This is a genomic window from Sphingobacterium chungjuense (assembly GCF_011316935.1).
Lineage (GTDB): Bacteria > Bacteroidota > Bacteroidia > Sphingobacteriales > Sphingobacteriaceae > Sphingobacterium > Sphingobacterium chungjuense.
Map to the genome: position 1 here is coordinate 582,118 of NZ_WLYS01000002.1, position 21,997 is coordinate 604,114.

Here is a 21,997-nt window from a genome sequence, read left to right on the forward strand (position 1 = left end):
GGAGTACTTTTGATTATAACAAATAAGTCAACCATTTAAAAAAATACGAACATGTCTATTAAAGAAACATTTATCATTAACGGTGAAAACCTATTAAAAAAGATCAAGGATCTGATTGCAGAAGGTAACGTACGCAAGATTTCTATTGCGGATAAGGAAAACAAAGAGATCATCAGCTTTCCGGTGACCATTGGTGTAGTTGGAATTGTATTAGCACCAATATTTGCCGCAGTGGGTGCCTTAGCAGCGATCCTGACGGAATGTAAAATTACGGTCGAACGCACTTCGCCAGCGGAAGAGCCAACATCATCTGCTCCTGCTGAGTCGAGCAGTCCTGTTGAACCAGCGCCTCACACGGACGAACCACAGTCGCCACAGTTTTAATTTTGACAACTAATTGAGAAAAGCCCATGTGTAATACCATGGGCTTTTCCTAATTTCGTACAGATCAAGATCTCAACATGCTATGGATACGACCCTGTACATTAAAAATATGGTATGCAATCGCTGTATCATGGTTGTAGAGGAGCACATGAACAAATGGGAATTGCCTGTTTCGCACATTGCGCTTGGCGAAGTCACCACGCCAGCTACGATCTCAGCAAGCTTATTAGATACTATTCGCGGCGAATTAGAGGCGTTGGGTTTTGGCCTGATCGACGACAAACGCCAACGAACTGTCGAGCGTATAAAGACCGCAATCATTGCATTAATTTACCAAAAAGATCTCGACCAGAAGATCAACCTTTCGGCATGGCTTGAGGAAGAAATACATCAGGATTACGCGCAATTGTCGGCGTGGTTTTCGGAAAGTGAATCCACTACTATCGAAAAGTTCTTCATTGCACAAAAGATAGAGCGCGTCAAAGAATTACTGCGCTACGAAGAACTTACCTTGTCGCAAATCGCCGATCAAATGCATTATTCCAGCGTGGCCTACTTAAGCAATCAATTCAAAAAAGTGACCGGCCTATCCCCTTCTCAGTACAAACAATCTACCGATAATAGCAGATTGCCACTGGACGCGGTGAAATCTTACAAGTAATAAGCAACAAAACGTAAACTTTCAGCGCCATCTCCTTCCGATCTTTGTGTAAGCAAACAATCTTTATTGACATGAAGACGTTAAACAACACATGGAGCAGCATCATTCCTTTAGATAAAAAAAATCTTAAACAAGCGGATGAAAAGAATATACAGCAAGCGCTAACACTTGCTGAGATTGCCTCACCTATTAAACTGGACGGCCAAAATCTATTGATTGATAGCGAAGATCGAGATCTCTTGGTTGAGATTGTTGATCTACTAAAACAAGAAGGCTACGCTCCACATATCCAAAAGCAAGAAATCCCCGTATTGGATATGAACTGTGCATCTTGTGCCATCAGCATTCAAAGCATGATGCTGGCGCAACCAGGCGTATTGCAAGCGAGCGTCAATTTTGCCAATACCAGTGCGCAGGTAGAATACCTCCCCAATATGATCCAAGAACAAGATCTCCAAAAGGTGATACGATCTATCGGATTTGACCTTCTCTTAGAACCAGCAGCCTCTCGCGAGGAGAAAAAAGACGCCATACAGCAAGAGCAGTACAGCAAATTAAAACGAAAAACTTTCTTTGCATTAGTACTGGCATTGCCAGTATTCGTATACGGTATGTTTTTCATGCATGCGCCTTACGCCAATTGGATCATGTTTTCCTTTACAACGCCATTGGTATTTTGGGTAGGTAACGACTTTTTTGTCCACGCTTGGAAACAGGCAAAACATCGTGCGGTCAATATGGACACACTGGTGGCATTAAGTACCGGAACGGCTTATGTATTTAGTGTCTTTACCTTATTTTTCCCAGAATTCTGGTTGAAAAGTGGTCTGGAAGCGCATGTGTATTTTGAGGCATCGGCAGTAATCATCGCTTTTGTATTGCTAGGGAAGTTATTGGAAGCACGGGCTAAAAGTCACACTTCTGATGCGATCAACAAATTGATGAGTATGCAACCCAAGACTGTTATTCGACTAGATGAGCAAGGCGCGCAACAGGAGATCAAGATCGCAGATGTGGTGTTAAATGACCTATTATTAGTACGTCCAGGAGAAAAGATTCCAGTTGATGGACTCGTGGAGCAAGGCGAATCTTATGTAGATGAAAGTATGCTCAGCGGAGAATCTATTCCCGTATTGAAAAACAATGGTGAATCTGTGTACGCAGGCACCGTCAATCAGCGTGGTAGTTTTCAGTTTCGAGCTCAAAAAGTGGGTGAAGATACGGTCTTAGCACAAATCATTGCGCTCGTACGTAGTGCACAGGGAAGCAAAGCTCCGGTGCAAAAGTTAGTAGACAAAATTGCTGGCATTTTTGTTCCGATCGTCATTGCCATTGCACTACTAAGTATGCTAATCTGGTTTGTATTTAGCGGCGAACATTGGTTGACACAAGGCATTATGGCATTTGTAACGGTGTTAGTGATCGCTTGTCCATGCGCATTGGGTTTGGCCACACCAACGGCCATTATGGTAGGCGTTGGTCGTGCTGCATCGGCTGGGATTCTGATCAAAGATGCTGAAAGTATGGAACGAGCTAAAGATTTAGATGTACTGGTTTTTGACAAAACAGGTACACTCACCATGGGTCGTCCACAAGTAACGGATCAATATTGGTTGGAGGAAAATAAAACCCATCAACAAGTACTTGTAGCCATGGAACGTCTGTCGGAGCATCCACTAGCTGAAGCGATCGTAAGTGCATGGCCAGAATCACCTCAAATGGCTCTAGAGAATTTTGAAAGCATTACGGGTAAAGGTATTGTGGCCACGTATGAAGGCAAATCGTACTTCGTGGGAAATCAAAAGCTCATGATCAGCAAAGACGTATCGCTTTCTGATATATTACTAGGAAAATCGGCAGAATACGCGCAATCAGGTCGGACTGTTATTTGGTATGCGAGCGAGCAACAGGTATTGGCCTTGATAGCTGTCGCTGATCCTATTAAAGAGACAACTCCTGACGCTATTACAGCGCTGCGCTACATGGGGATTAAAACGTATATGTTGACGGGTGATAACGAAGCTACAGCAGCGGCGATTGCGCGGCAGGCAGGTATTCAATATTTTGAATCAGAGATGCTACCAGAAGACAAAAGTCAATACATCAAAAAGCTACAAGACGAAGGCAACGTTGTAGGCATGGTTGGCGACGGTATCAACGATAGTGCGGCACTGGCACAAGCCGACGTGAGCATCGCGATGGGCAGAGGAAGTGATATCGCGATGGATGTGGCCAAGATGACCATCATTTCATCGGATTTACAAAAAGTCCCGGTCGCCATTAGGTTATCACAGCTGACTGTCAAAACTATCCGACAGAATCTATTTTGGGCATTTATCTACAATGTGATAGGCATTCCGATTGCGGCAGGCATTTTGTACCCTAGTTTTGGATTCTTGCTGAGCCCGATGATTGCCAGTGCGGCCATGGCGTTGAGTAGCATATCAGTCGTATCAAATAGTTTACGCCTGAAATGGCGAAAAATGGAACGTGCAGCGTAACAATAATTCGAATAAATTCGATCATTTAATAAAATTATATCATGGAAAATAACGTATTGACCTTTAAAACCAGCATCAATTGCGGCAGTTGCATCAAAGCCGTGACCCCGTTTTTGGAAAGTATTTCAGGCATCGAACAATGGAAAGTAGACACGAACAATCCCGATAAAATCTTGACGGTACAAAGTGCCGGCGCTACGGAAGAAGATGTACTTTCCGCCGTACAAAAGGCAGGTTTTACCGCGACAGCGCTATAAGCTTGGTTTCTGTTTTCATGTAACAAAAATGAAAACAAAGCCTCCGTTTCTTTCAAAAAACGGAGGCTTTTTAATTTCTGCAGCAGCAAGTGCTGTGGTGATCCTTGGCACTTATACTGCCGAAGTAAGTGACTGCACTATATTCACGATACGAGATTCAAATGCTATCAATTCTTTATTCTGTGAAAGGATAAAACTGTTGTCCGACAATTTGCCAACCACTACTTCCATTTCTTCGTCCGAATTATACAACATTTTGCGGAAGTCGCTTTCGTAATCTTTGGCTCTTGTGCGCTCGATCTCATCGCGAATCCAGCGCTTTGTTTCCAATGCTTCTTCCATTAATTGTTGTATAAACGAGGCATCCCAAGTCACAGCAGGTACTCTTGTCAATTCTTGTAGTGCGGCAATACTATGCAGACGTTTTTCGTTCAGATATGCACGGCTTAATTGATGATAACGCTGATGAATCTCCAACCAAGAATTAAGTTCTCCCGTCTTGATATCAGATACAATTTGTTGCAAATCTTCTTCTGGGATAAGCTGACTTCCAACATTCGTAAAAGACTTCCGTTGTAGCGGTTGACTTTGTAAAAGTTCCCAAAGCCCCTCTAGCGACTGTGATTCTGTGTAGGCTAGCATTTGTGTAGCCGCATAATAGCGAATCAAACGTTGGAAGAGATGATACACTTCTTTCGGCTTCTTCAACACGACTTTTCGACGGGAGTTTTCGACGTTAGCAAGCAGTACTTCATATGGAAAATCTGCCGCCGGATCTTTCAATGCACGTAGCGCTTCTTCACCTAACAGCGCAACAGCTCTTTCGATTTCCGAGAAGGTGTTGAACATTTCGTTGACGGTATCTGGCGCAATCACATCGTATTCAAAATGTTGATTTTTCAGCTTTCGGTTATCCCGAGCAGTAAATTTGCTGGTATTGCGCATTAGCGCGTACATATTGTACATAAACCAATAGCCTGGGATTATGACCAGTCGATCTTGGTGTACATCATTGCTGATGAGCGAAAATGGAATCCTAATATCTAGTTCGTGGAGAAAATCTCCTTTGACGATCAGGGAATAAGACGCAAAACGCGAATTGTGCTTCAAACTCACACACAGGCCTGGCCAAAAGCCCCGACCCGCCATCAACTCACCGTCCGCTGCGCGGGAATTATGATTGGATCCCACCGTTGCGCCAGCCGCCATATTGCTCTGTCCCATGATCAAGGAAGCACAGAGGAAGGAATTATTATGGTGCTGTTCGTGCGCCGGGAATAGCAAAGAGTTCAATACTTCACAACACGAAATAGTTGAATTATCGCCCAGAAATGAGTTAATCAAGCGCGCACCGTATTTTAATTGCGAAAAAGAAGACAGGATAAACCGCACCGCTTTCACGCCGTAAAAAATACGACAGCCATAACCCACGATGCCATTGACCAACTCACAACCTTCGCCGATCTGCGTGTAAGCAGAAGCGATAGAATTTACGGTGACGTTCTTGATTTTGTTGACGCCTTTGATATAGGCATCCGATCCAATCTGTACGTTTTTAATGGTGTGGCAATTCTTGATGACCGTGCGATCTCCGATCATGCTATAGTAACCGCGTTTGGATGAAAACTGCAAATCGGTGATTTCGTGCAGTCGACGCTGAAAATCGGCGTCTTCGCGGTGGCGCGTCCATAGGTAAACATCACCAGCCTGCATGCCATTGAAAGGCAATACGGAGCGACCGCCATTTTCATTGCACAACTCTAAATAGATCCGACTTTCTGGATCATCACCATCTTTGAGCACACCGTTTCCAAATTTTGCATTGGAACTGGTTTCCATTTCATCAATATTTGTGAGGATGACTTCTTTTCCCACGATGTAATGCGCCATGTAACGCACGTGGTGAATAGCACAATAATCGCTAATATCCGAACTGATAACCTGCGAATGATAGATACCAGATGCTAAGCGCAGATCGCGGTATTCTACGTAGATTTCGTCCATCTTTCCGATGCGCACCAAACCGTGGAATTTGGAATGACGGATCTGATCCGGAATAAATCCTGCTTTGCTCACGAGCACATCGTTCCAATTGGACGATTCATTGCCTAGCGCCGTTAATTGATCGATTTCGGCTGGCGTTAAGTGACGAAATTGATCGGAAGGAACAGGGTTTTGTTGAAATCGAAGGTAATATTCATCTTGCTCTGCAGGCAAGTATTCTTTGGGCACGAAATCGTAACCCAAAGAACGAAGTGGTCTCTTATTTATATAGGCCATAAGCGCTTATTCGACGGTCACTGACTTGGCTAGGTTACGCGGTTGATCAACATCTAATCCGCGCTCCACTCCGATATAATAGGCTAATAACTGCAACGGAATGGCCGCCAATAATGGCGCAATAATTTCATCACAGTTTGGCACTACCATAATATCATCGGCCAATTCTTCTACTCTATTATCTCCTTCACTGACTATCGCAATAATTTTTCCTTTTCGGGCTTTGATTTCCTGTATGTTGCTCACGATTTTCTCGTGGTAACTATCTTTTGTAGCCACGAAAATTACCGGCAGCGTTTCATCGACTAATGCAATAGGGCCATGTTTCATCTCGGCAGCTGGATAGCCTTCCGCGTGGATGTAAGAAATTTCTTTCAGCTTCAAAGCACCTTCTAACGCAGTTGGAAAGTTGTATCCACGACCTAAATACAACACGTCGTTAGCCTCGCTGTATTTCTTCGCAATGCGTTGGATTTCTTCCACCTGATTGTCCAGAATCCACTGTACTTTCTCTGGCACGGCGTCCAATTGTTGGATGAAGTAGGTGAATTTCTGATCGTCTATCGTACCTTTTAATTTGGCAATTTTCAGGGCGATCAACTGTAATACGGCTAATTGTGCGGTATAGGCTTTTGTACTGGCTACGCCGATTTCTGGGCCGGCATGTGTGTACGATCCAGCATTGGATATGCGCGCGATGGAAGAACCTACCACGTTCACCAATCCGTAGATCGTAGCACCTTGCTCTTTGGCATTTTCCAAAGCGACCAAGGTATCGGCTGTCTCGCCACTTTGCGAAATCGCAATGATCACATCTTCGCTGGATATAATAGGGTTCCGATAGCGGAATTCTGATGCATACTCTACTTCCACATTGATACGACACAATTCTTCGATCACATATTCGGCTACTAGAGCCGAGTGCCAACTCGTACCACAGGCAACGATGATGATGCGGCGTGCCGCCATAATTTTATCGGCGATCGCATCGATGCCACTCAAGGTGATTTGATTTTTCTGGGCATCCATCCGTCCGCGAAGCGAATCAAAAATCGTTTGCGGTTGTTCAAAAATCTCTTTGAGCATAAAGTGATCGTAGCCATTCTTTTCGATGGCGGCCAACTCCATATCCAACTTCTGAACATATGGGGTGATGATCTCATTGCCCAAATTTTTCAAGATCAGTTCATCGGGCTTTACAATGGCTAATTCGTAATCATTAATGTAAACGACTTCTTTGGTGTAGGCCAACATCGGCGACGCATCAGAACCTAAGAAATGTTCATTTTGACCGATACCAATCACTAATGGACTACCTTTGCGCGCAGCGATAATCGTATCAGGATAGGCCTGATCAATTAATAAAATCACATAAGCGCCGGTTACACGTTTCAAAGCGATGCGAATAGCTTCTTCCAACGAACACTCATTTTTGATTTGAATATCTTCGATGAAGTTCAATAATACCTCTGAATCGGTATCGCTATGAAAAACGTAACCTTCTTTTAGTAACTCCGTTTTGAGTTGCGCGTAATTCTCAATAATACCATTGTGAATCATGGCGATACGACCCGATCTCGACAAATGTGGATGGGCATTACGATCACAAGGCTCGCCGTGTGTAGCCCAACGAGTATGTCCGATTCCGGTATGTGAAGCTACATCGCTCACACCTACATGCGCTTCTAATTTTGCGACCTTCCCTTCTTTCTTAAATACCGTGACACCGCGATCCTGCAACAAGGCAACACCGGCACTATCATAACCTCGGTATTCTAACTTTTTTAGACCATCAATCAGAATTGGGTAAGCTTGTTTGCTTCCTGTATAACCAACTATTCCGCACATATATAAAATCGTATAATTAAATTTTTATTCCTAAAAGTGTTAAAATCCGTTCGAATATATCAATTATAGTAGACAATCCTCCGTCACGTTCTTCCTTTTTTCGCGTAGATCAAAAGCAGATCGCCTGCCACTTTTCAGTAGCAGGCGATCTGCATAATATTTAAGAAATACTAAAACGTATTAGTTCAATTCAAATTTGTAACCAACTCCTTTAACTGTGGTCACATATAACTCGCCAATTTTCTCACGTAACTTACGAATATGAACATCGATGGTACGGTTTGTCACAACGACCGAATCTTCCCATATTGCCTTTAGTATTTGCTCACGTGTAAATACTTTGTTAGGCTTAGAAGCGAGTAAGTATAAGAGTTCAAACTCCTTCTTAGCTAATACAAATTTCTCATCACCTCTAAATACTAAGAAAGAATCTCTATCGATTACTAAGTCCATGATCTCCAATTTATCGGTTTGATCATCACTAGCATCACTGGCATTGCGACGTAGAATGGCATTAATTCGACTAATCAATGCGCGAGGTTTGATCGGCTTGGCAATGTAATCATCGGCGCCAACATGGAAGCCAGCAATCTCTGAATATTCTTCGCTGCGTGCCGTTAGAAATATAACAAAGGTATTCTTGAATTCAGGCATCGATCGCATGAGTCTACAAGCTTCGATCCCATCCATCTCGGGCATCATCACATCCAGAATAATTAAATCTGGATTGACTTCTTTGGCCACTCGGATAGCTTCTTTACCGTTGTTGGCGGTAGACACCTGAAAGCCTTCTTTGCTTAGGTTATACGATATGATGTCTACAATATCTTGCTCATCATCTACAACCAATATTTTTGGTTTGGGATTGCTCATACTCATTTTTTCTACTAAAGTATGTACTTAATGGTAAGCTAAAGTTACACAAATGTTATGATATTGTTAACCCGACAAAGATCTAATAACATCCTAACAATATTAATTTAAGGTTTTCTTAAGAAAATCTTCAAGCGCTTTGCCACGTAGATTCTTCGCGATGATCTTTCCAGAGGGATCTAACAGATATGATGTCGGAATCGCACGTATGCGATAATCAACAATCAGATGTGAGCTCCAAGCCTTCAAGTCCGAGATATTGGTCCAAGTCAAGCCATCATCTTCCATCGCACGCATCCAAGATCCGGGATTATCATCCAACGATACCCCCAACACCTCAAATCCTTTGTCTTTAAATGCGGCGTATTGCTTTACAATGTTTGGATTCTCTTCACGACAAGGCATGCACCAAGAAGCCCAAAAATCCACTAAGGTATATTTCCCTTTAAAATCTGTAATTTTTATTAATTTGTTTTGCGGCGTGTAGGCTTCGAAGTAAGGCGCTTCTTGCCCGATGGCCAACGCACGTAGTTTATCTACCTCGGCTTTGAATTCGGTCACATAACGATTGTCGGTAAACTGATCTTTAATTTGATCGCCGTAGGCGATCAAATCTACCTCCGCTGTTTCAGGCTCCAATGTACTCATCGCGTAGAATCCAGCCAGATTTGGTTGCTCATTCGCAAAGGCAACTGCTTGTTGTATGTAACGTCTCATGTGCGGTTCAAAAGCTTGCAACATCTCACTGCGCAGATTCTGAATCTGCTCGGAAGATTTATCGATCGTTGCTTTGGAAAACACCTTTTGAAGCGAATCCTGCACAAATTCGATTCGATTTTTAGCTGGCGCAAACGCCTTCAATGTTTCCGAAAGTTCGGATCCAGACAATTGGTACTGCTCAGGCTGCTGTAGATCGGTCTCAAACTTTACTGGCTGTCCAGGTTCCAAGATAATAGGATATCTATTATTGCCAACCACCAAAGTCAGCAAGCGCGGCTGCGTACTACCACGCTCGAAACGAAAACGATTTCCATCGGCAATAAATACGGAATCTAGTTTACGTTCGCCTTCGAAGAAAGAAACTACTTTCACATTGCCTGGGTTTTCAATTGTACCCGATATCGCAATATTCTCCTTAGAATCGCAAGCTTGTAATGCCACAAAAGACAAAGCCGCGATTCCTAGCTGACAGCAGATTTTGATTATTTTCATATTACACCACAAATTCACGAGCGCGCTCCAAAGCGCGTTCAATTCCATTGACATCTTTACCACCCGCTGTCGCAAAAAACGGCTGACCGCCGCCACCGCCTTGTACCTCTTTGGCCAATTCACGAATGATAGCTCCAGCGTTCCAACTTTTGGCCTTTGCCAAATCGTCGGCAATCATGACCAACAAGAAAGGTTTTTCGTCCATCACGGTAGCCAACACTAAGAACAAATTCGGCACCGCATCTCGCAGCGCGTAAGCTAAGCCTTTCACCGCATCGGCATTTGGAATATCCACGCGGGTAGCTAAATATTGCGCATCGCCAACCGTTTCTACTTGGTTCAATAACTCCGTTTTCAAAGCCAGTGAACGATCGTTAATGGCTTGTTGTACTTCTTTCTTCAATGCGCCATTCTCCTCCAACATTTTCGCCAAAGCGCCAACAAAGTCTTTCGGATTATGCAGCAATTCCTTCATGTTGCTTACCACCTCAAACTGTTCGCGGATCAATGCGGCAGAGCGACTGCCTGTCACCGCTTCGATACGACGTACACCAGCTGCTACAGCAGACTCACTCACAATCTTGAAGAAACCAATTTTCCCTGTTGCAGAAACGTGCGTACCACCGCAGAGTTCTTTAGAGAAATGATCATCAAACGTAATGACGCGCACGTAATCGCCATATTTCTCCCCAAATAATGCGGTTACACCCGATGCAATAGCTTCTTGATACGGTGTGTTCCGCTCTTCTTTTAGCGCTATATTTGCGCGTATTTTTGTATTGACTATATCTTCGACCTGTTTGATTTCCTCGTCTGTAATTTTCGAGAAATGCGTGATATCAAAGCGTAGCACGTCTGGTGATACCAAAGAACCTTTCTGCTGCACATGTGTACCTAGCACATCTCGCAAAGCGGCATGCAGTAAGTGTGTTGCAGAGTGATTCGCTTCTGAATCCGCTCGTTTTTCTGCATCAACGGTTGCCACGAACTCTCCTTCCAACGAAGCCGGCAATTGATCGACAAAATGTACAATCAGCGCATTCTCTTTTTTCGTTGTGACAATCTGTATTTTTTCTTGTGTCGTCGTGTTCACCAATGTTCCCACATCGCCCACTTGGCCACCGCCTTCTGGATAGAATGGCGTTACGTCCAAGATCAATTGATATTGATCTTTGCCTTTGGCCGTCACCTTACGGTATTTTACAATTTGCGAACTAGCGGTCAGCGTATCGTAACCGACAAATTCGGTTTGTACTTCATCTTGCAAGACCGTCCAGTCTGACAAATCTAATGTAGTTGCTGCTCTAGATCGTTCTTTTTGGCGATTCAGAGCAGTTTGAAAACCTTCCATATCTACCGTAAGGCCTTTTTCGCGTGCTAACAACTCGGTTAAGTCAATTGGAAAACCAAACGTATCAAACAGTTCAAACGCAAAATCGCCATCGATCTGCTTAGCCGAAGCGTCATAACTTTCAAAGCGCTGTATTCCGGTGGTTAATGTACGTAAGAAAGATAGTTCCTCTTCCAATACTACCTTTTGTACAAACCCTTCTTGATCGCTGAGCACATCAAATACGCCTTTGAATTGCTGCGCTAAAATCGGCACCAATTCGTTTAGAAAAGGTTCTTTGAAACCTAAGAAAGTATAAGCATAACGCACGGCACGACGCAAAATCCGACGGATCACATAACCGGCTTTGTTATTCGATGGCAATTGTCCATCTGCGATCGTGAAACTCACGGCGCGAACGTGATCGGCCAATACGCGCATCGCGATATCCGTTTGCTCGTTTTGGCCATACGGAATGCCCGCACGCTGAGAAGTAAATGAGATTAAAGGCTGAAAAACATCGGTATCGTAATTAGAAACTTTTCCTTGAATAGCACGCACCAAACGCTCAAATCCCATTCCGGTATCCACATGTTGTGCAGGTAGTGATTCTAGCGCGCCAGATTTCAATCGGTTGAACTGCATGAACACGAGGTTCCAAATTTCGATAACTTGAGGATCATCCTGATTAACTAAATCGGCACCATTTACCGCTGCGCGTTCGGCATCGGGTCGCATATCGTAATGGATTTCGGAACAAGGACCACAAGGACCAGTATCCCCCATTTCCCAGAAATTGTCTTTTTTATTGCCTAATAGAATACGATCTTCGGCGATGAAAGCTTTCCAAAAATCGTACGCTTCCATATCTTTCGCCAAACCGTCGCGCGTATCACCTTCAAAGATGGTTACATACAAACGATCCACATCCAGTTTGTATACTTCTGTCAGCAGTTCCCAAGCCCAAGCAATGGCTTCTTTCTTGAAATAATCTCCGAAAGACCAGTTGCCCAGCATTTCAAATAGGGTATGATGATAGGTATCAATACCTACTTCTTCTAAGTCATTGTGCTTACCCGACACGCGCAAACAACGTTGCGTATCGGTGGCGCGGGAATAGCTGGCCGCCCGTTCGCCTAAAAATAAGTCCTTAAACTGATTCATACCGGCATTGGTAAACATCAGTGTCGGATCATTTTTGACGACAACAGGTGCCGATGGTACAATTTGGTGTCCTTTTTCTTGAAAAAAGGTTAAGAATGCTTCGCGAATTTCTCTACTAGTCATTAAAAATGTGCCTAAAATTTGAATCGCAAATTTACTTAAATTTGCTGAGGAAACGGCGCTAAACGCTTATGTTTTGGATAACAAATCAAATATATTCGCTATATTTAACGAAACAAAGACACGACTATCAGCGATACTATGCGAAATACAATTCTGGTTCCCACAGATTTTTCAACGAACTCTCTTACTGCTGTACAATACGCTTGTCAGCTCGCTCAACATAGGGACTACGATTTACATTTACTCCATTACTACACTAGTAATACAGCGAGTTTTACTAACGAATCGCAGCAAGAAGCAGATCAGGAAGAAAGTTCGCTATTGAAAGCGGATGTATTAATGCAAAAGCTAAAGACTGAATTGGCTACAGCATACCCTGAACTGATCATTACAGCAGTATGCGAAAGGGGATTAATTGATGAAAAATTACCTAAAGAAGCAGCTGAAGATCAGTATGCGCTCATCGTAATGGGCGCCACAGGCGCTTCTGCCCAGAAATCCATCTATTACGGTAGCACCACCGTCGCAATTACAGCACAATCGCCTATCCCGGTAGTGGCCGTACCAGAGAGTTATTCTGATTTTGCCTTTCAGCATATCAGCTTATTGACCAAATTCAAAACAGAAGAACTAGAAACTTTACGTGCCTTTATCGGCCTCATAGGCGAACCACAAAAGCTTTCACTGACGCATGTGTATCGTGAAGAAAGCGATCTTGATGCCATGCAAGAACATTTGCAATCGTGGGCTTTTAACATTCGGGAAATGAATATTATCCAACAAGTTGATATTGAGAGTGCACCTATTTCGAAAAATGATGTCGACCTTGACACTGTTCCTGAAGTGGTTAACAGCTTGATTGAAAAAGGCAATCCTGATATTATATTGGTCACTAAAACACGGAAATCGTTCTTCCAAAGACTTTTTACTGCTTCTGTATCAAAAGCAATCGCGTTAGAACTAAGAAAACCAACTTTCTTCGACCGTATCGATCAAGTATAAAATGATTTGCTTACTTGACTGACGGACTCACAGTTATTAAAAACGATCGAGTACCAATTGTATGGCTCGCTCCACAACGGCTTGTGGTTGCTCACTAAAGCGTGCATCTACACGACTGGCTACTATAGCGTTGATGGAGATGGCTCTATGGCCAAACATATTAGCCAATGCATAGATACCGGCCGTTTCCATTTCTAAATTTGTAATATGGCGACCCTTCAAGTCTAGACGTTCTGCAATTTCAACAAACTGCGGCGCTGCCTTTTGCGTCCGCACTTTGCGACCTTGAGGGCCATAAAATCCCGGGGAGGTCACTGTAATTCCTTTAAGTAGATCGTATGCGTATTGTTCTACTAAAGCTTCATTAGCTTTGCCTACATACGGCCTAACTACAAATTCGGAAAATGCTTCAGTCAAAGCCTCCCTAATTTCGACCTCTTCAGCGGTATATTGTTTTTTATAGAATTGCATTAACGAATCGAATCCCACCGCAAATTCGCTCACAATAATCTGATCCATAGCAACTTCAGGATGCATCGATCCACTGGTGCCAATACGAATTATATCTACAGATTTAATGTCAGGATTAAGAGATTTTGTCTGGAGATCTACGTTGAATAGTGCATCAATCTCATTGATCACAATATCGATATTATCCGTACCAATACCGGTAGAAACAACTGATATACGCTTCCCGCGCAAATGCCCTGTATGTGTAATAAACTCGCGCTTTCCTTTTTTTATTTCTACGCTATCAAAATGCCGCGATACCAATGGCACTCGCTCTTGGTCACCTACGAAAATGATAGTTTCAGCGATATCTTCAGGAAGTAAATTGAGATGGTAAACACTGCCATCTTGGTTTAGTATTAGCTCGGAATCATTGATCATATGGTTTTCAGATAATGAAGTTTTGTGTGCTCTATCTTTTCCAAACGGCCTACAACGGTATTTACGTTCATCTTGCGAATTGCAATCTGCATGACACAGTCATTGTCAAATTGTTGTTCACGGATTGTAGCATTTTCTTCTTTAATGATACGCATAATATCATTCATTTGCAAATATTGAAACCGTAGTTCATAGATATCATCTGTGGTTTTTTCGATCACTTTCGCAGATTCTAGCGCAATTTGCGTGGCGCTTTTATAAGCATTTATTAAGCCGGGAACACCGAGCAAAGTTCCACCGAAATAGCGCACCACAACAACTAAGACATTTGTTAGATCTAATGATAACAAAACGTTTAAAATTGGCCGACCAGCTGTTCCTGATGGTTCACCATCGTCATTAACCCGAAAAATTGAACGATCTGGAGTGAGCCGATACGCATAGCAATGATGTCGTGCTTTAGGATGTAAAACTTTTAGTTGTGCAATCACATCCTTTAATTTAATTTCATCTTCAAAGGGATAAACGTAAGCGATAAATTTACTGCCCTTGTCCCTAAATATGCCTTCGTATGTTGCCTCTATCGTACGATAAGTATCTTCAAATAAGCTCACAAAAATTGAATGTTTAAACCTGCAAAGAGATTGTAATTTTTATATAAATGACCGTCGACATTAATCGCGTCTGTTACAAGCTGCAAAATTATTATTAATAATAATACTAGCTAATACAAATATCCCAATATCACACAAAGAGTATCAAACAAACTCACTTTAAATTAGCACGAAACAACTGTAAGTAAGAATTTTACGCACTACCTGTCGTCATACACATAGCATATATTAATTATCATCAAACTGTGTATATTTAGTCTTTGTTACAAAGAAATACCCTTCCATGAATCAAATACTCAAGATTTAAAATAAAATTAATAAATTATATAATTTTACTTTAAAACAAAAAAATCTTTCGTAAAATTGCTATAGTTAATTTAAACATAATTATAGTTAAACTTTTTGAACTTAAAGATTATGAAAAATTTGAGCGTAATGCTACTTTTATTCTTTTTTATTTTTTCCTCTTGCGAGAAAAATGATGAAGTATTCGAAGCTGAAATTGTTGATGACTCTGACTTCCTTAATAGCGAGGCTCAAGCCAAAGGCATAGCAGATTTATTTAGAGTCAACTTTACGACGCAAATCCTAAACCTTGCGTCGCCATTAATCAAGACACAGCCTGTTTTTGGACTTGCTAATGACCAATACAATAGACCTGGTCCTTATGCTGTATCAAGGATTAATGCTACCAGACAAAATTGTAGCGGGTTTGTCGGAGCTGTACAAACAGTGCTAGCCGCTATCAAAGTTGTAGATCCAAATGTTCGTTGTAATGACGCATTTCCGTATGGTTTTGCCGACAGGCGCGTAACTGAAATATCTTACCCTTCCAACATTCAATCTCTAGGAAAAGTACCGGTTATCAACTTTGTTGGTGGATTGTTGTCCAATGCCGGCAACTATGATGCATTAATTGATCTGTGGACTAGCTACGGATTTATCGTCGTAAATACCAGTAACTTTATCAATTTCAGTCCATCACTTCAAGTTACTGGACTCACAGAATTAGTGGATCAAAATCGTAATCCAGAATCACCCTTATATAATAAAGTTGATTTGTCTAAAATTTTAGTCTCTGGTCACTCTGCTGGTGGAGGCGGGGCAATCTTGATCACTGCTTTGCCAGCCAAAGCACTACAGACGATTGACCCTGAAATTAGACTTGTAGGATCTTTCCCTTTGCAAGCTAGCTTTAATGCTACTGGCTTAGGCGTGACTGTGCCAACATTAATTCTAACTGGTGAAATTGATGTCATTGTTCCACCAATTCTACAAGGTCTCAATTGGCAATACAGATTTATTAAAAAAGCTCCAGCATGGTATATCGTGACAAGATATTCGAATCATGGTACGCCTACCTTAGAGTTGGCTCGAAATGACTATGCAGGTATATCAGTGGCATGGATATTATACCACGGTAAAAATGATGCCGAAGCCGCCAAATATTTTGTTGGTAAATCGTATTTAGCGACGCAAGACCCAGCGTTTATTCAAGGTGTATTACATCCGCTTAGAGTACGACGGAACAAGTTAGCCGACAAATTGTAAATAAGTGAGTACAGGAGATTCAAACTCTGCAATTGAAATATATTCAGTAATAGCCCACACAATAATAGGGTCAGTGCAAATTGCCATACATCATCATATCTTTTCATTGAGATGTATTTTGTAGATAGCGAACAAGAGTATAGTTTGACAAAAAAGCATGCTCGCATGAGCATGCTTTTCCTTCCACTCAGTAGTTTCTGATAACACAATTATAGCCTCGATCTAGCAGCAAAATAAAAATCATATTCACAATGAACACTGTTAAATTTTGCTACCAGTTTTCAGCCAACGCAGATCAATAAGATTATTTGGTCATAACAACAGTGCGAGCGAAGCTTATTTTTTCGAAATCAACGCTTGACGATGATAGTACGTTGACCGTAATTAAATAAGAACATTTAATAGTATAGATACAACACATTTTTTCAAGATATCATTTAAACTCACCATTATGAAAGCTTTAATATTATTAACATGTACACTCCTACTCTTTTCATGCGCTAAAGATAGCGAGGTGCTACAGAACCAAGCAGCAAATGAACTTACAGCTGCGAATGTATCTTCATTATTTGGCGGTTATCCAGCGATAGGGATAGCAAATAATGAATATGCAAAGCCAGGCCCGTACGCTGTCAAGACCACTGCTGTTAGAGGAGATTGTAAACTAGTCAGCGGATTGCTATACGGTTTTGCCTCATCAACGGGGATCATAGCTCCAGACATACAATGTAATCCACAATTCCCTGCTGGACTCGATTTTCCTGCAGCAACAGAGGTTTGGTATCCTAGCGACATTCGGAAATTAGGCAGATTACCTGTCGTAAACCTAGTTGGAGGAATTATATCCAATCTAGGAAACTACGACACCTACGCACGATTGTGGGCAAGTCATGGCTTTATCGTGGTTAACACGAACGACTTCATAAACTTAACTCCTTTGATGCATGCGCTAGGTGCAATTGAACTTTCTATCGAAGATAAAAAGACAGGATCAGACTTAAAAGATAGAGTTGATTTATCAAAAATGATTCTCGCTGGGCATTCTGCTGGTGCTGGAGCAGCAATTACAGTGTCAAATTTGGCACCGGCTGTTTTTCAAAAAATTGACCAACGTATAAAAATCATAGCATCGCTACCGATTCAACCATCGATTCTTACATCAAGCTCTTTAGTTGTAAGAACGCCAACCCTGTACCTTGCCGCTGAAAATGACGAAGTAAATGGCAAATTTGCAACACTAAATTACTATAATTTACATCCACCAACTCAACCTGCATGGTTTGCTACGGCCAGAGATGCATCTCACTTTAGCCCAGTTAGGGAAATTGAGAAAAATGAATATGCAGGTATTACAACAGCGTGGTTACTCTACCAAGGAAAGAATAATACCGCAGCAAAGGCATATTTTGTGGGACCAAACTATAGGTTACAGCAAGATCAACAGTTTATTCTCCAAAAATCAAACTTTGCCGATCTCACTCCTATAACCTATGGAGTCAAACGTAATTTGGCAGCAAACCTGTTAAGAAATTAGCCATTACGAAGATCCACATAAAGGCTTCAGATGAAGTTGAGTTACATTTTATTTATTTTAAAATTTAATAACCGTATAATTATGAAGAATTTCATCCTACCTTCCATCTGCTTCTTGGTGTTTCTTTACTCTTGTGAGAAAAAACAAGAATTTATAGATACTAATACATCCACTGAATCAATCAGTACCGACGCCAAAGGCGCACTCATCACTAAGTTTGATCCCAGTATCGGTTTAGCAAATGATTTGTATAATAGACTCGGTCCGCACCAAGTATCTACTACGGGCACCAGACTAGATTGTTCAGGATTTGCTGGAACGATTCAAAGAGTGTTAGCAGCATTACGTTTTATAGACCCTGGCGTGAGATGTAGCCCTTCATTTCCATATGGGTTTGAGGATAGACGCGTAACGGAAGTTTTTTACCCATCAAACATCCAATCACTAGAGAATGTGCCTGTGATCAGTTTCGTAGGCGGTCTTGTTTCCAATCAGGGTAATTACGATGCATTAATCAGATTGTGGACCAGTTATGGATTTGTGGTGGTTAATAGCAACAATTTTATCAATTTCAATCCGTCGCTACATGTTACTGGTCTTTTAGAAATCGTTGCACAGAACAGCAATCCACAGTCACCTTTATACAACAAACTGGATCTGTCCAAGGTTCAAGTATCAGGGCATTCGGCCGGAGGATCGGGCGCGTTATCTATTACTTCAAAGACAGAGAAGATAATACAATCTATTCATCCTTCGCTCAGAATAATTGGATCTTTCCCACTGCAACCTAGCTTTGCCGCCAGTGGTAATAATGTCAATGTACCGACTCTGCTATTAACTGGCCAGTACGACGTGCTTGTACCACCCACCACATTTCCACTCAAAAATCAGTATCAGAAGATTAGCAGCGCACCTGCGTGGTTCGTATCTACCAAAAACTCCAATCACCTTACACCAACTTTAGAACTGGCACGAAACGATTATGCTGGTATAACAGTTGCATGGATATTATACAATGCTAAAAATGATGTTGCTGCATCGCGATTTTTCGTAGGCCCAGCTTATAGATCTCTTGAAGATCCAGCATTCACCCAAGCAGGAGATTTACCACTGGCAGTTTACAGACCCAGCAAACCATCCGAATACCTGAAGACCGGCGAACCTTTTGTACTTGTAAAGCCAAACCCAACCCGAGTACAGCGAAACAGTCGTGCTAATGCACTAAAATCGCTTTAATAAGTTCGCTTAGGTTCGCTAAAACATACAGTTACTAGAAATACATAAAGCATGCTCTCAAGGGCATGCTTTATGTATTTAATCAAATTATCAAGGTACAAATCCAGCCATAAACACCTAGCTAAATCACCTATTTCAATACGACATAAATTAACATAATATTATATATTTATTACATTAAAGAATATTTAAACTATTAGCACTATTGTTGGAGTTGATATTATATCTCTAAAATAAATATATTATGAAAAATTTAATTTTAATTTTACCACTAGTACTATTCCTTTCTTCTTGCCAGAAAGATGAAGAACCTCTAACCACGCAAGCGCTAGGCGACAAATCTAAAGCCTCTGCAATAGTGAACGCCTTTGGTCTAGCTAATGCGGAGTACAGCAAATTGGGACCATACGAGGTAGCGACCAATGCGGTAAGAGGAGATTGTAGGCAATTAGTCGGTATAGCTTCAAAAGTGTTAGCGAGTCTCAAATTAATTAATCCCGAAGTGCGATGTAGTCCCGCATTTCCTTATGGTTTCGAACAAAATTTTTCTACCGAAGCATTTTATCCAGCCAATATTCAATCATTAGAAAAAATACCGGTTATCAATTTTGTAGGTGGTATTCTATCTAATCAGGGACACTATGAAGCATTAGCAACATTATGGGCCAGTTACGGTTTTGTGGTCATTAATTCTAACAATTTTATAAACACGGTACCTACGATGCATATTTACGGTGCGATCGAGGCCTCCAAATTAAACGATGACCCCCTATCTCCGCTCTATAATAAGATTGATTTGACAAAGATGATTGTAGCTGGTCATTCCGCTGGAGGTGGAGCGAGCATACTTACGTCGAGTTTATCACAAAAAGCATTAGACATCATTGACCCCAGATTAAGAATACTTGGATCATTACCGATACAACCCGGCCCGCTTGCCATTGGCACCACTGTTAAACACCCTACATTTATAATCACAGGCGAGCTGGACCTTATTGTTTCACCACTTTTATGGCCCAATCTATGGCAATCTAATCTCATAAAGAGAGTTCCCTCTTGGATAGCAACAGCAAGATTTGCTACGCATTTTAGTCCGACACTCGACATTCAAAGAAACGAATTTGCTGGCATTTCGGTCGCGTGGATGCTCTACCAAGGAAAAAATGACGAAAGCGCATCTCGATATTTTGTTGGCACCGATTATTTACTACAATCAGATCCACAATTTATCCAAGGTACGTTGAATCCTCTGCGAGTGCAACGGAATAACTTAGCAGATAGATTATAGTATAAGATAAGTTATCGACTCAACGAATAGTTCAACTTTTAATTTTAACGTTGAATGATCATGTTGACCGTTTAACTTTCCGAAACGCGTTGAAGCAGTTATTGTTTCAACGCTTATTTTAAAACACTCCATCAACTTGACAGACGACCAAATTGCTTTCGCTATAATATCACAAAGATAGAGCTACAGATAGGCAATCATCAATACTGCTATAATAGCCAAAGCTATCCCAACAACATTTACACGAGATAGCTTTTCCTTGAAAAGCAATACACCCAGCAAAGCTCCTACGCCAATTACACCGATGTTCATTCCAGCAAATACGACAGAAGGATTATTGACAAGTGCTTGATGTGCTCGCATATAAAATAAGATATTACCAAAATTCAAAGCACCTAACACTAGCCCCCAATACATAGATTTGGCTGAAAAATGCAGCTTATTAAAAATACACTGTACTATAAAGTACATGAAAGCTAAGATAAAAGCACCCGTGAAGATCAACAACAAAGAAGTGGTATACGGCACATGTATTTCAAGTGCCACCGTCTTAAACAACACATCAATCGCTCCGTAACCAACAAATACCAAAAGCGGAAAAAGCAAATAGCGCAAACCTTGACTCGGCCTCACACCCTTGCGCCAGCCCACCAAAAAAGCAATAGCCAAAAAACCGACGAGAATACCAGCGATACGCCAAGCGCTAAACACTTCTCCAAAAACAAAAGCTGCCGCCAATAAAGACAATACCAACGAAAGCCGCTGCGCCACCTCGGTCTGCACCAAACCAGCATACCGTAGAGAATAGGATAATAACATAAACAAACCTGGCAACAATACAGCAATAGGCAAATATGTGCGCCAAGGAAGCATAGACCAAGCTATCGTATTAAGATCCGGTTGAAATATAAAATAGGTAAAAGCTAATGCTGCTGGATAATTCCAGACAATCATTTGCCAAGTATCCACCCCACACTGTCTAGCGTATTTCAATAAAACTGCCACGGCTACCGAACAGCATATACTTATGAGCACAAAATGCATGTTAATGCAAAATTAGGAAACAAAATTGGAACGCTGAACTAGGAACATCTCCAAAATCAATAAAAAAACAGGCGATTAAACGAGTTAATATTTTAAAATTATTTATAAAAAAATAGATGTTATTATAGGAAATTTTTACACTTAAAAATTCGATATTTTTTGAAAAAATACATAGCATAAAACAAACAAAAAATGATATTCAAG

Annotated in this window: 17 protein-coding genes; 9 read left to right on the top strand and 8 right to left on the bottom strand. The window is 41.5% G+C overall.

Annotation, left to right across the window (positions count from 1 at the left end):
- Positions 1-51: 51 nt before the first annotated feature.
- The 4 genes from GKO22_RS07290 to GKO22_RS07305 all read left to right on the top strand — a co-directional run bounded on the left by GKO22_RS07290 (position 52) and on the right by GKO22_RS07305 (position 3,803).
- Complete coding sequence (locus GKO22_RS07290) at positions 52-384, top strand: DUF4342 domain-containing protein (protein ID WP_166333653.1); 333 nt, start codon at positions 52-54, stop codon at positions 382-384.
- A gap of 82 nt (positions 385-466) precedes the next feature.
- On the top strand, positions 467-1,045 hold the full coding sequence (locus tag GKO22_RS07295) for a helix-turn-helix domain-containing protein (protein ID WP_166333655.1): 579 nt from the start codon (positions 467-469) through the stop codon (positions 1,043-1,045).
- Positions 1,046-1,116: 71 nt separating this feature from the next.
- Positions 1,117-3,546 carry a heavy metal translocating P-type ATPase gene (locus GKO22_RS07300; protein WP_166333657.1) on the top strand — a complete coding sequence of 810 codons (2,430 nt, stop codon included), beginning with the start codon at positions 1,117-1,119 and terminating at the stop codon, positions 3,544-3,546.
- A 41-nt stretch (positions 3,547-3,587) separates the two neighbouring features.
- Entirely contained in the window at positions 3,588-3,803 is a 216-nt protein-coding gene (locus GKO22_RS07305) for a heavy-metal-associated domain-containing protein (protein WP_166333659.1), read from the top strand.
- Positions 3,804-3,914: 111 nt separating this feature from the next.
- Here GKO22_RS07305 and GKO22_RS07310 read toward each other — a convergent pair whose 3' ends face one another.
- From GKO22_RS07310 to alaS, 5 genes are all read right to left on the bottom strand, one after another.
- Positions 3,915-6,083, bottom strand: coding sequence for a DUF4954 family protein (locus tag GKO22_RS07310; RefSeq protein ID WP_166333661.1), 2,169 nt, complete (start codon positions 6,081-6,083; stop codon positions 3,915-3,917).
- Positions 6,084-6,089: 6 nt separating this feature from the next.
- The gene (gene glmS, locus GKO22_RS07315) at positions 6,090-7,931 is read right to left on the bottom strand and encodes a glutamine--fructose-6-phosphate transaminase (isomerizing) (RefSeq protein WP_166333663.1); all 1,842 of its coding nucleotides are present in this window, start codon (positions 7,929-7,931) and stop codon (positions 6,090-6,092) included.
- A 180-nt stretch (positions 7,932-8,111) separates the two neighbouring features.
- Positions 8,112-8,804: a response regulator transcription factor gene (locus GKO22_RS07320; protein WP_166333664.1), complete on the bottom strand. Its 693-nt coding sequence runs from the start codon at positions 8,802-8,804 to the stop codon at positions 8,112-8,114.
- Between the two features lie 102 nt (positions 8,805-8,906).
- Entirely contained in the window at positions 8,907-10,016 is a 1,110-nt protein-coding gene (locus tag GKO22_RS07325) for a TlpA family protein disulfide reductase (protein WP_166333666.1), read from the bottom strand.
- Between the two features lies 1 nt (position 10,017).
- On the bottom strand, positions 10,018-12,633 hold the full coding sequence (gene alaS / locus GKO22_RS07330; RefSeq protein ID WP_166333668.1) for an alanine--tRNA ligase: 2,616 nt from the start codon (positions 12,631-12,633) through the stop codon (positions 10,018-10,020).
- Between the two features lie 138 nt (positions 12,634-12,771).
- Here alaS and GKO22_RS07335 point away from each other — a divergent pair, with 138 nt between their 5' ends.
- Positions 12,772-13,635: a universal stress protein gene (locus GKO22_RS07335; protein WP_166333669.1), complete on the top strand. Its 864-nt coding sequence runs from the start codon at positions 12,772-12,774 to the stop codon at positions 13,633-13,635.
- A 36-nt stretch (positions 13,636-13,671) separates the two neighbouring features.
- On the opposite strand, the gene GKO22_RS07340 is transcribed toward GKO22_RS07335, so the two are convergent.
- Together GKO22_RS07340 and GKO22_RS07345 are read right to left on the bottom strand one after the other, a co-directional pair.
- A complete protein-coding gene (locus GKO22_RS07340; RefSeq protein ID WP_166333671.1) occupies positions 13,672-14,526 on the bottom strand; it encodes a nucleoside phosphorylase in 855 nt (284 codons plus the stop codon).
- The gene (locus GKO22_RS07345) at positions 14,523-15,140 is read right to left on the bottom strand and encodes an IMPACT family protein (protein ID WP_166333672.1); all 618 of its coding nucleotides are present in this window, start codon (positions 15,138-15,140) and stop codon (positions 14,523-14,525) included. The genes GKO22_RS07340 and GKO22_RS07345 overlap by 4 nt, the downstream gene beginning before the upstream one ends.
- A 417-nt stretch (positions 15,141-15,557) precedes the next feature.
- Here GKO22_RS07345 and GKO22_RS07350 point away from each other — a divergent pair, with 417 nt between their 5' ends.
- From GKO22_RS07350 to GKO22_RS07365, 4 genes are all read left to right on the top strand, one after another.
- Positions 15,558-16,691, top strand: a complete 1,134-nt coding sequence (locus GKO22_RS07350) for a poly(ethylene terephthalate) hydrolase family protein (RefSeq protein ID WP_166333674.1) — start codon at positions 15,558-15,560, stop codon at positions 16,689-16,691.
- A 451-nt stretch (positions 16,692-17,142) separates the two neighbouring features.
- Complete coding sequence (locus GKO22_RS07355; protein WP_166333676.1) at positions 17,143-18,225, top strand: poly(ethylene terephthalate) hydrolase family protein; 1,083 nt, start codon at positions 17,143-17,145, stop codon at positions 18,223-18,225.
- 81 nt (positions 18,226-18,306) lie between these two features.
- Positions 18,307-19,461 (top strand): poly(ethylene terephthalate) hydrolase family protein, encoded by a 1,155-nt coding sequence (locus GKO22_RS07360; RefSeq protein ID WP_166333677.1) that lies wholly within the window; start codon positions 18,307-18,309, stop codon positions 19,459-19,461.
- Positions 19,462-19,705: 244 nt separating this feature from the next.
- The gene (locus tag GKO22_RS07365) at positions 19,706-20,749 is read left to right on the top strand and encodes a poly(ethylene terephthalate) hydrolase family protein (protein WP_166333679.1); all 1,044 of its coding nucleotides are present in this window, start codon (positions 19,706-19,708) and stop codon (positions 20,747-20,749) included.
- A gap of 183 nt (positions 20,750-20,932) precedes the next feature.
- Here the strand turns inward: GKO22_RS07365 and GKO22_RS07370 are convergent, their stop codons facing one another.
- Positions 20,933-21,784, bottom strand: coding sequence for an EamA family transporter (locus tag GKO22_RS07370; RefSeq protein ID WP_166333681.1), 852 nt, complete (start codon positions 21,782-21,784; stop codon positions 20,933-20,935).
- Positions 21,785-21,997 lie beyond the last annotated feature (213 nt).

Coding starts and splice junctions, on each gene's coding strand:
- GKO22_RS07290 (WP_166333653.1), top strand. CDS start 52: ATGTCTATTAAAGAAACATTTATCATTAACGGTGAAAACCTATTAAAA.
- GKO22_RS07295 (WP_166333655.1), top strand. CDS start 467: ATGGATACGACCCTGTACATTAAAAATATGGTATGCAATCGCTGTATC.
- GKO22_RS07300 (WP_166333657.1), top strand. CDS start 1,117: ATGAAGACGTTAAACAACACATGGAGCAGCATCATTCCTTTAGATAAA.
- GKO22_RS07305 (WP_166333659.1), top strand. CDS start 3,588: ATGGAAAATAACGTATTGACCTTTAAAACCAGCATCAATTGCGGCAGT.
- GKO22_RS07310 (WP_166333661.1), bottom strand. CDS start 6,083: ATGGCCTATATAAATAAGAGACCACTTCGTTCTTTGGGTTACGATTTC.
- glmS (WP_166333663.1), bottom strand. CDS start 7,931: ATGTGCGGAATAGTTGGTTATACAGGAAGCAAACAAGCTTACCCAATT.
- GKO22_RS07320 (WP_166333664.1), bottom strand. CDS start 8,804: ATGAGCAATCCCAAACCAAAAATATTGGTTGTAGATGATGAGCAAGAT.
- GKO22_RS07325 (WP_166333666.1), bottom strand. CDS start 10,016: ATGAAAATAATCAAAATCTGCTGTCAGCTAGGAATCGCGGCTTTGTCT.
- alaS (WP_166333668.1), bottom strand. CDS start 12,633: ATGACTAGTAGAGAAATTCGCGAAGCATTCTTAACCTTTTTTCAAGAA.
- GKO22_RS07335 (WP_166333669.1), top strand. CDS start 12,772: ATGCGAAATACAATTCTGGTTCCCACAGATTTTTCAACGAACTCTCTT.
- GKO22_RS07340 (WP_166333671.1), bottom strand. CDS start 14,526: ATGATCAATGATTCCGAGCTAATACTAAACCAAGATGGCAGTGTTTAC.
- GKO22_RS07350 (WP_166333674.1), top strand. CDS start 15,558: ATGAAAAATTTGAGCGTAATGCTACTTTTATTCTTTTTTATTTTTTCC.
- GKO22_RS07355 (WP_166333676.1), top strand. CDS start 17,143: ATGAAAGCTTTAATATTATTAACATGTACACTCCTACTCTTTTCATGC.
- GKO22_RS07360 (WP_166333677.1), top strand. CDS start 18,307: ATGAAGAATTTCATCCTACCTTCCATCTGCTTCTTGGTGTTTCTTTAC.
- GKO22_RS07365 (WP_166333679.1), top strand. CDS start 19,706: ATGAAAAATTTAATTTTAATTTTACCACTAGTACTATTCCTTTCTTCT.